The sequence below is a fragment of the Paenibacillus sp. F024 genome (assembly GCF_057814255.1).
The window spans coordinates 45,132-52,198 of sequence record NZ_JBVASZ010000027.1 but is presented as its reverse complement, the minus strand read 5'-3'; the positions used below and the strand labels follow the sequence as shown (position 1 = coordinate 52,198).

6 protein-coding genes are annotated in these 7,067 nt (G+C 51.4%); 5 read left to right on the top strand and 1 reads right to left on the bottom strand.

Features of this window, described 5'->3' with window-relative positions; all coding sequences use genetic code 11:
- The first annotated feature begins 272 nt into the window (after positions 1–272).
- A complete protein-coding gene (locus tag ACZYR9_RS21555; protein WP_488980520.1) occupies positions 273–1,208 on the top strand; it encodes a TRM11 family SAM-dependent methyltransferase in 936 nt (311 codons plus the stop codon).
- Between the two features lie 9 nt (positions 1,209–1,217).
- Positions 1,218–2,093, top strand: a complete 876-nt coding sequence (locus tag ACZYR9_RS21550) for a serine/threonine protein kinase (protein WP_488980519.1) — start codon at positions 1,218–1,220, stop codon at positions 2,091–2,093.
- Here the strand turns inward: ACZYR9_RS21550 and ACZYR9_RS21545 are convergent.
- Entirely contained in the window at positions 2,088–2,276 is a 189-nt protein-coding gene (locus tag ACZYR9_RS21545) for a hypothetical protein (RefSeq protein ID WP_488980518.1), read from the bottom strand. The genes ACZYR9_RS21550 and ACZYR9_RS21545 overlap by 6 nt on opposite strands.
- A gap of 359 nt (positions 2,277–2,635) precedes the next feature.
- On the opposite strand from ACZYR9_RS21545, the gene ACZYR9_RS21540 reads away from it, so the two are divergent.
- From ACZYR9_RS21540 to ACZYR9_RS21530, 3 genes are all read left to right on the top strand, one after another.
- The gene (locus ACZYR9_RS21540) at positions 2,636–4,597 is read left to right on the top strand and encodes an LTA synthase family protein (protein WP_488980517.1); all 1,962 of its coding nucleotides are present in this window, start codon (positions 2,636–2,638) and stop codon (positions 4,595–4,597) included.
- A 153-nt stretch (positions 4,598–4,750) separates the two neighbouring features.
- Complete coding sequence (locus ACZYR9_RS21535; protein WP_488980516.1) at positions 4,751–6,070, top strand: deoxyguanosinetriphosphate triphosphohydrolase family protein; 1,320 nt, start codon at positions 4,751–4,753, stop codon at positions 6,068–6,070.
- Between the two features lie 83 nt (positions 6,071–6,153).
- A complete protein-coding gene (locus ACZYR9_RS21530; RefSeq protein ID WP_488980515.1) occupies positions 6,154–6,987 on the top strand; it encodes a protein-glutamine gamma-glutamyltransferase in 834 nt (277 codons plus the stop codon).
- Positions 6,988–7,067: the final 80 nt, after the last annotated feature.

Sequence of the window (7,067 nt, the reverse complement as noted above, 5' to 3'; positions counted from 1 at the left end):
AAAATGTATGGACTAAAGACGCTTTTGTAAATCGCATGCGCATGAATGACGAACATCGGAAAGCCGTATGAGGGAAAACTTCACGTACGGTTTGATGAGGAGGGGCTGAAAAAAAAAAAAAAAAAAAAAATTCAGTCCTTTACTCTAGAAAACGGGAATAGCCAGCCAGACAAGGATAATCTTCGAAGATTCTGCTATAATTAGCTCCAGCTGCTCGTCCGAAAAGCTATTACCTGACGAGAACTCCATTCTGGGTTTTGGGAGCGCGAGGAATGAAAAGCCATGTGACGACGAATCACTTATATACATTTGCATGCCATGAAGATGAACAACCGCTGTGCCGAATGGAGCTGAATGCGCTGTTCGGAGCCGAACTACGGGAGGGTTGGTTCGAAAGTCCGATGAACATGGATGTAAGCCGCAGTCCTTTTGTCAAGGCGCGAATCGATATCCTTTATGAAGGCTTTAGTTTGGAAGAAATTGCGGAGCAGGTAGGGGAGCTGGAGCTCAACGGGGCTTCTTTCAAAATCTTGTTCGTCCAGACGGACGATCGTCTGGATTACGGCGGGAGACGCTTGGTGGAGCGGGACATCGGCGCCCGAATCCGTGGAAGGGCCGATGTCCGAAGACCGGAGGTGGTGTTTGGTCTGGCGAATCCGGAAGGGCGCTGGCTGTTCGGCTTGTACGCCAAAAGTGAAGCGGTATGGCTCAAGCACAAGGCCAAGCCGCAGCATTACTCTACTGCGCTCAGCACCCGCGTGGCCAGAGCGATTGCCAATATTGCGGTTCCGCAGCCGGAAGGCCGGAAGGCTGTCGACCCCTGCTGCGGCATCGGCACGGTCCTTGTTGAAGCGCTGTCGATGGGGATCGATATCGTCGGTTTTGATATCAATCCGCTGGCCGTCAGAGGCGCTCGCGTGAATCTTGCCCACTTCGGTATGCCCGATGTCGTGGCGCTGTCCGACATTGGCAGGGTCACAGGAAGCTACGATGCGGCGATGATCGATCTTCCTTATAATCTGTGCTCCCGCATCTCGGAAGAGGATCAGCTTTTGCTGCTTGGACATGCCCGAAGGCTTGCAGATACAGCGGTCATCATCTCGACGGAGACGATCGATCAACAGCTCGGGCAGGCGGGTTTTAGCATCGTTGACCGGTGCGTTTTGAACAAAGGCTCATTCGCAAGACAAGTGATTTTGTGCCGCTAGCGGAGCAGGATGCTTATACCCGCAGAAACGGACACAAATCATGGATATCGCCGCGGGGAATCGTGGAAGGAGCGCGTCATGCTGGGACTGGGTTACATGAAACAGGTATACCAAGCTTGGATCGATTATCCGTGGAGGGACGGCCTGCTGCTGGCGGACAGATACGAAATCATTCATTTTCTCGGTGAAGGAAGCTATGGCTTGACCTACTTGTGTTTGGACACGGTCAGTGATGACAAGGTGGTTGTGAAGCAGGCCAAGCCGAGTAAAGGGAAGCGGAGCACGCGACTGCTTGAGCGGGAGATGGACATGCTTGAACGGCTTCGCCATCCGAACATTCCGGGGTTCCGCGGCTCGTTTTTGCACAACAAGCACCTGTGTATGGTATTAGAGTGGGTGGAAGGTCATACGGTAGAGGACCTCATCTTTGAACAGGAGCGCGGATTTTCCGAAAGGGAAAGCCTGGAGTGGATCGTTCGTTTGATGGGGATTGTCCGGTTTGTCCATGCACAGGGCTACGTTCACCTGGATATCCGGATACCGAATGTGATCATTAGAAGCGGTCAGCCCGTGTTGATCGATTTTGGTTTGGCAAGGCACATTGGGGATGCGGAAGCTGCAGATACGGATCGGAATGAAGCATCCGGACGGTGGAGAACGCCGGAGGCCAAAAGCGACTTTTATGCCGTCGGCCATTTCCTGCTGTTTATGCTCTATTCGTCTTACGAAGAGCGGCCCGACCAGGTGGAGAAGGACTGGCAAGAGGAACTGCGCCTTACGGCGCCTACGAGAAATATTCTACGGCGGCTGCTGCAGGTCGAGCCGCCGTATGAAGATGCGTCATCGCTCATTTCCGACTTGGAGCAGGCGCTTCAAGCGTTATGAACTGGAGCGGCTTTTATTTTTATAGTATTTGTGCCCGTATTGGGAGCGGCCATAACCGGAACGGGGTGAAGAAGAATATTTGCGCGGGCGATGGTATTTGTCCGAGCTGTTGGCATAGCGGTATCCGCCGTGCTTGGGCTTACGGAGCGAATAAATAATTTTCCTCAGCAAATTTTTGAACATAGGTTTCCCTCCCTTGCTTTGTCCGGTATTACGAAGAAAATCATAGAAGGTTTCGCCCGTAAAGGTTTCATGGTAAGGGAATCAGATTCGTCTATGACGGTATGATCATGCAATTGTTGTTCATGATTTGTTCATTAATATCATGTAAATCTTGTTTATATTTGGTTATAAAGAGTAAGGGGAGAATTTTATGATGCCTCTACTCTTTTTTTGTTCGTCTACAATAGATTTGATGGTGGAAAAAGTTCCATTTTATGACTTTCAGTTCATTTTCAGCTTAAATTAATGTTTGTCATTTACAATAGCTTAATAATGATATGCCGCTGTAGAGAAGCGGGCTGATAGGAGTGTGAGAAACGATGCGTCCCTTGGCGCCTAGAGGACAGCTTAAGTCATCACGATCAGCGCAAGCCCGCGCGGTACAAAACAGAGTCATCGCATTGTCTTTGCTCATTGTTCCGTTCCTGCTTGTGTTTGGAATGGAATTTATTCAAAGGGGTACCGTGCAAGATACCTGGGCTTGGCTCATGGCCAGTCCCAAGCTTTTCGCTTTGAATGCTTTGCTTGCGTTTTTTGTATTTTTACTTATTTATTGTTTGATCGGATCGCTGGTCCTTTCTATTGGATTTAGTACTCTGCTGCTGATGCTGGTGTCACTTGTCAGCTTCTTTAAGCAGAAGCTGATCGGGGAACCTTTTTTTCCATGGGATATTTTCCTGAAAAAAGAGAGTATGAACATTCTTCCCTTAGTCACCAGTAAAGAGGCGTTGGTTCGCTTGGCGGTGATCTTTGTGATCACGGCGGGGATTTTTCTGCTGAGGATATGGATGCCGCGCTGGCCGATGAAGCTGTGGGTACGCATGACATTAGGCCTGGTGTGTGTTCTGGCGCTTTATTCCTTTGGCGTGAGGGTGCCTTGGGCGGAGAAAATCATGGCACAGGCGGGGGCTAATGAAATTGTTTGGAACCAGCAGCAAAATTACGGGGAAAACGGGATTTCATTGGCCTTTACCATGAATGTGAAAAATACGATCGTTCCCAAACCTCCAGGCTACAGTGAGCTCTCCATAGCCAGCTTGGCGGAAAGCTTGAATGAACTGGTCGGTACACCGAAGGCGTCCGCTTCGAACGACCAAAAGCCGAACGTGATCTTCATCATGAATGAAGCGTTTTGGGATCCGACGTTGCTTCCGGACGTCCAATTCAATGAAGACCCCATCCCGACGGTCCGCCGTCTGCAGAAGGAATCGACATCGGGTTACCTTTTGTCTCCTCAATTCGGGGGAGGTACAAGCAACGTGGAGTTTGAAGCGCTGACCGGACTATCGATGAGCAACCTTCCTGCAGGATCGGTGCCTTATCAACAGTATATCAGCAAGCCGATTCCAAGTATGGCCAGCTATTTCAAAAACCAGGGCTACCGGAGCGTAGCGATTCATTCTTACGAAGGCTGGTTTTGGAACCGGGAAGAAGTATATAAGCATATGGGCTTCGATGATTTCAAAAGCAAAGAGGATTTTGACAATCCGGAATATCGGGGCGCTTTCATCTCCGACGATGAGGTATCGCGCAGTATTATCAACGAAGTGGAAGCTAACGACAATCCGACGTTTATCTATGCCGTAACGATGGAGAATCACGGGCCCTATGACGACAAACGATACGGACAGACCGAGATCAAAGCGGAGGGAAATCTGACTGAACAGGCGCGGAGTACGCTGGAAACGTATGCGCAGGGAGCGCATTACGCGGACCGGAGCCTGCAGATGCTGATCGATCATTTCGAGAAGTCGGATGAACCGACGGTCATCGTTTTTTACGGGGACCATCTGCCGATGCTTGGTTATGATTATGATGTGTATGCCCAATCCGGCTTTGTGCATACGGGAAAATCCGATCAATGGTCGTTAGAGGAACAGATGCGGATTCACAGCGTGCCGTTTGTCATGTGGTCCAATATGGACCTGCCTAAGGAGCATGTGCCGATTCTGAGCTATTCCTTCTTGAACGCTTATGTGCTTGACCGGCTGGAGCTGGAGAAGCCGGCGGCCTGGGCATACAACTTTGAGCTTTCTAAGAAGGTGCCGGGTCTGCTGCGCGGCATGGTGGTTGATTCCGATCAGGATTTGTACGCCTCGCCTCCGCCTTCCGTAGCCGAAGATGTAGAAAAGTACCGAGAGCTGCAGTATGACGAATTGTTCGGCGGGCAGTATCTTGCCAAATATTTGGATTCCCATTGGTTTACCCGCAGCCATGGCCATGAACAGCTTGGCGATTTTGACCAGGTGAATATCGCTAGTGAAGAGGACGCCGCTCAATGAGCGGCGTTTCTTGTTGGTTAACGCATACGCGTTTGCGGAGGTCGGCAGTCCCTTTTCATTGGAGAAACAAGTATGCTACAATTTCCTGAAGATGACGCATGCTAATGTGGGAACGGATCTTACAGGGAACATTAGAGGCCAGGAGGAAAGCTTATGGATCTGCGAAAGTTTCGATTGGATGAGCCGGCGCATGGCACTTTCAGCGAGGAACGAGACGAGGTTGAACGGGATTATGCCAGGTTGATTCAATCCCCGGCCTTCCGCCGCCTGCAGGGCAAGTCGCAGGTGTTCGGAGCAGGCTCGGGCGATTACTATCGGACGCGGCTCACCCATTCTCTGGAAGTGTCGCAAATCGCCCGTGAAACGGCCCGCCGTATGGGCAAGCAGTACTCTTTTCTCGCGCGAAAAGAGCATCCGGGGCTGATGCTGGACCCGGCGGTGGTGGAATGCGCCTCGCTTGCGCATGATTTGGGGCATCCGCCGTTTGGGCATAAGGGCGAAGAAGTGCTGAACCAGCTGCTCATGGAGGAGCACGGTTTGAAATACGAAGGGAATGCGCAAAATTTCCGCATCCTAATGTTTTTGGAGAAGCGGGCAGGCAGCGACAGCGGACTCGATTTAACCGCCGCCGTACTGCTGGCCATTAATAAATATCCGTATGGTCTTGAAGACCCCGGCCGGCATAAAGGCGTATACTCCATGGAATGGGATGGGGGAATCGCCGAGCTCCGGGAACGGTGGAAGATGCCCGAGGGCTGCTCTACATTAGAGGCTCAATTGATGGACCTTTCCGACGATATCGCTTATTCCACCCATGATATTGAGGACGGCATTCGTGCAGGCAAAATTCAGATGAACCGGACATTCTTTGAGGATGACAGACTTGTGGAGCATCTCATTCAGGAGATCGTCAACGACCAAGGCAATCTGGAGGTTGGTTGGGATCAGGTGGATATCGGAGCGATGGTCAGACGCGTGCTGGATACATACCTGGAGCAGTGGGAGGCTATCTATGCGGAATGCGGCAAGGAGGCTTCCAGGACCCGAAGAGAGATGAAAGCCCGATGGGTCAGCACGTTTGCGGGGCGTGTCGGCATCATAGAGGATCCCAAGAAGGGGTGGAAGCGGGTTACGTTTGTACGGGACGGACAGCAGGATCTGGAGCTGCTGAGAACAATGGAGATACTAAAGAAGCTCGCCTGGGTTACGCTGATTAAAGATTTTCGCGTACAGCGGCTGCAGAAGCGCAGCGAGATCATGATCCGGCGCCTGTGGGACAGCTTTAAGGTGCCGGATCACGGCCGGCTTATTATTCCGCCGGATTGGGTGGCCAGCTACGAGCAGCATAAGGCTCAGTGGTTTTGGCCGCGTTTTGTGGCTGATTATATCTCCGGTATGACGGATGCATATGCCGAGAAAGTGTACGCCGAGCTGTTCGCCAGCAAATCCGGTTCAATTTACGAGATGGACTGATTCGTCGGTCTGCAATGGGACCTCCGCGGCATATAATGGATCGAGCGATCGAATCGCGAGACTGGGGCCAGGGAGGTAGCAGCATGATCATCGTAGCAGGGGGGAGCGTCCCCGTCGACATGGTTGGAATGACTCGGCTTGAGCGGGAGATCGCGGAGCAAAAGATGCGCAGCGAAACACCGTTCCATTATGAATCCATGGAATCGCTGCGGTTTGAGCTCAGACTGAGAGCGGCGACCGTAGATACTTCCATCGCTATGCAGAGGAGCGATGCCGTTTTCAGAACGTTCAAGAGGTCATTTTGTAACGAGGCCTTTTGGACACGTACCGAGAGTGGGGCATTTCAGCAAAATCCGTTTGTGAGGCCTTCCGATGCGATCAGAGATATTTTTATAAACGGTCATTTGTACGGCTTTGAATGCGCAACGGCGGTGATCATCGTTTTATATAAAGCTGTGCTCGAAACGATCGGTTCAGACGCCTTCGATCGGCTGTTTGCCGACATGTATTTGTACTCATGGCACCATGACAGCGACCTTCGGCTGATTACGGTCTATAGGAAACAGGAGATTTATCCGGGGGATATCGTGTACTTCAAGAACCCCGATGTAGATCCGGAGGTGATCCATTGGCAGGGAGAGAATGCCGTTAAGCTGCAGCACGACCTGTACTTTGGTCATGGGATCGGGATTACGAATGCGGATGGGATCATTGCCAGATTGAACCGTTTCCGAAAACCGGGCAGCACAGAGTCAGCCTACCTGCTGGATGAGGCGACGTATCCGAATTTTTTCTATTTGCAGCAGGCAGCGGCCTCCCCTGATCGCGCCGGGGCACTGTCGATGGATTCATCCATAGACAGGTCGGACTGTATTGTAGCGCATATCGGCCGGCGGATAGGGATTTATGCCGTATGACTTTCTCTGCTGCGCAGAGTGGGTATGTTTTTTGATATGAAGGAGCGTATCCGGTCGGATGCGGCCTTTTTTGTTCAATG

Coding starts and splice junctions, on each gene's coding strand:
- ACZYR9_RS21555 (WP_488980520.1), top strand. CDS start 273: ATGAAAAGCCATGTGACGACGAATCACTTATATACATTTGCATGCCAT.
- ACZYR9_RS21550 (WP_488980519.1), top strand. CDS start 1,218: ATGCTTATACCCGCAGAAACGGACACAAATCATGGATATCGCCGCGGG.
- ACZYR9_RS21545 (WP_488980518.1), bottom strand. CDS start 2,276: ATGTTCAAAAATTTGCTGAGGAAAATTATTTATTCGCTCCGTAAGCCC.
- ACZYR9_RS21540 (WP_488980517.1), top strand. CDS start 2,636: ATGCGTCCCTTGGCGCCTAGAGGACAGCTTAAGTCATCACGATCAGCG.
- ACZYR9_RS21535 (WP_488980516.1), top strand. CDS start 4,751: ATGGATCTGCGAAAGTTTCGATTGGATGAGCCGGCGCATGGCACTTTC.
- ACZYR9_RS21530 (WP_488980515.1), top strand. CDS start 6,154: ATGATCATCGTAGCAGGGGGGAGCGTCCCCGTCGACATGGTTGGAATG.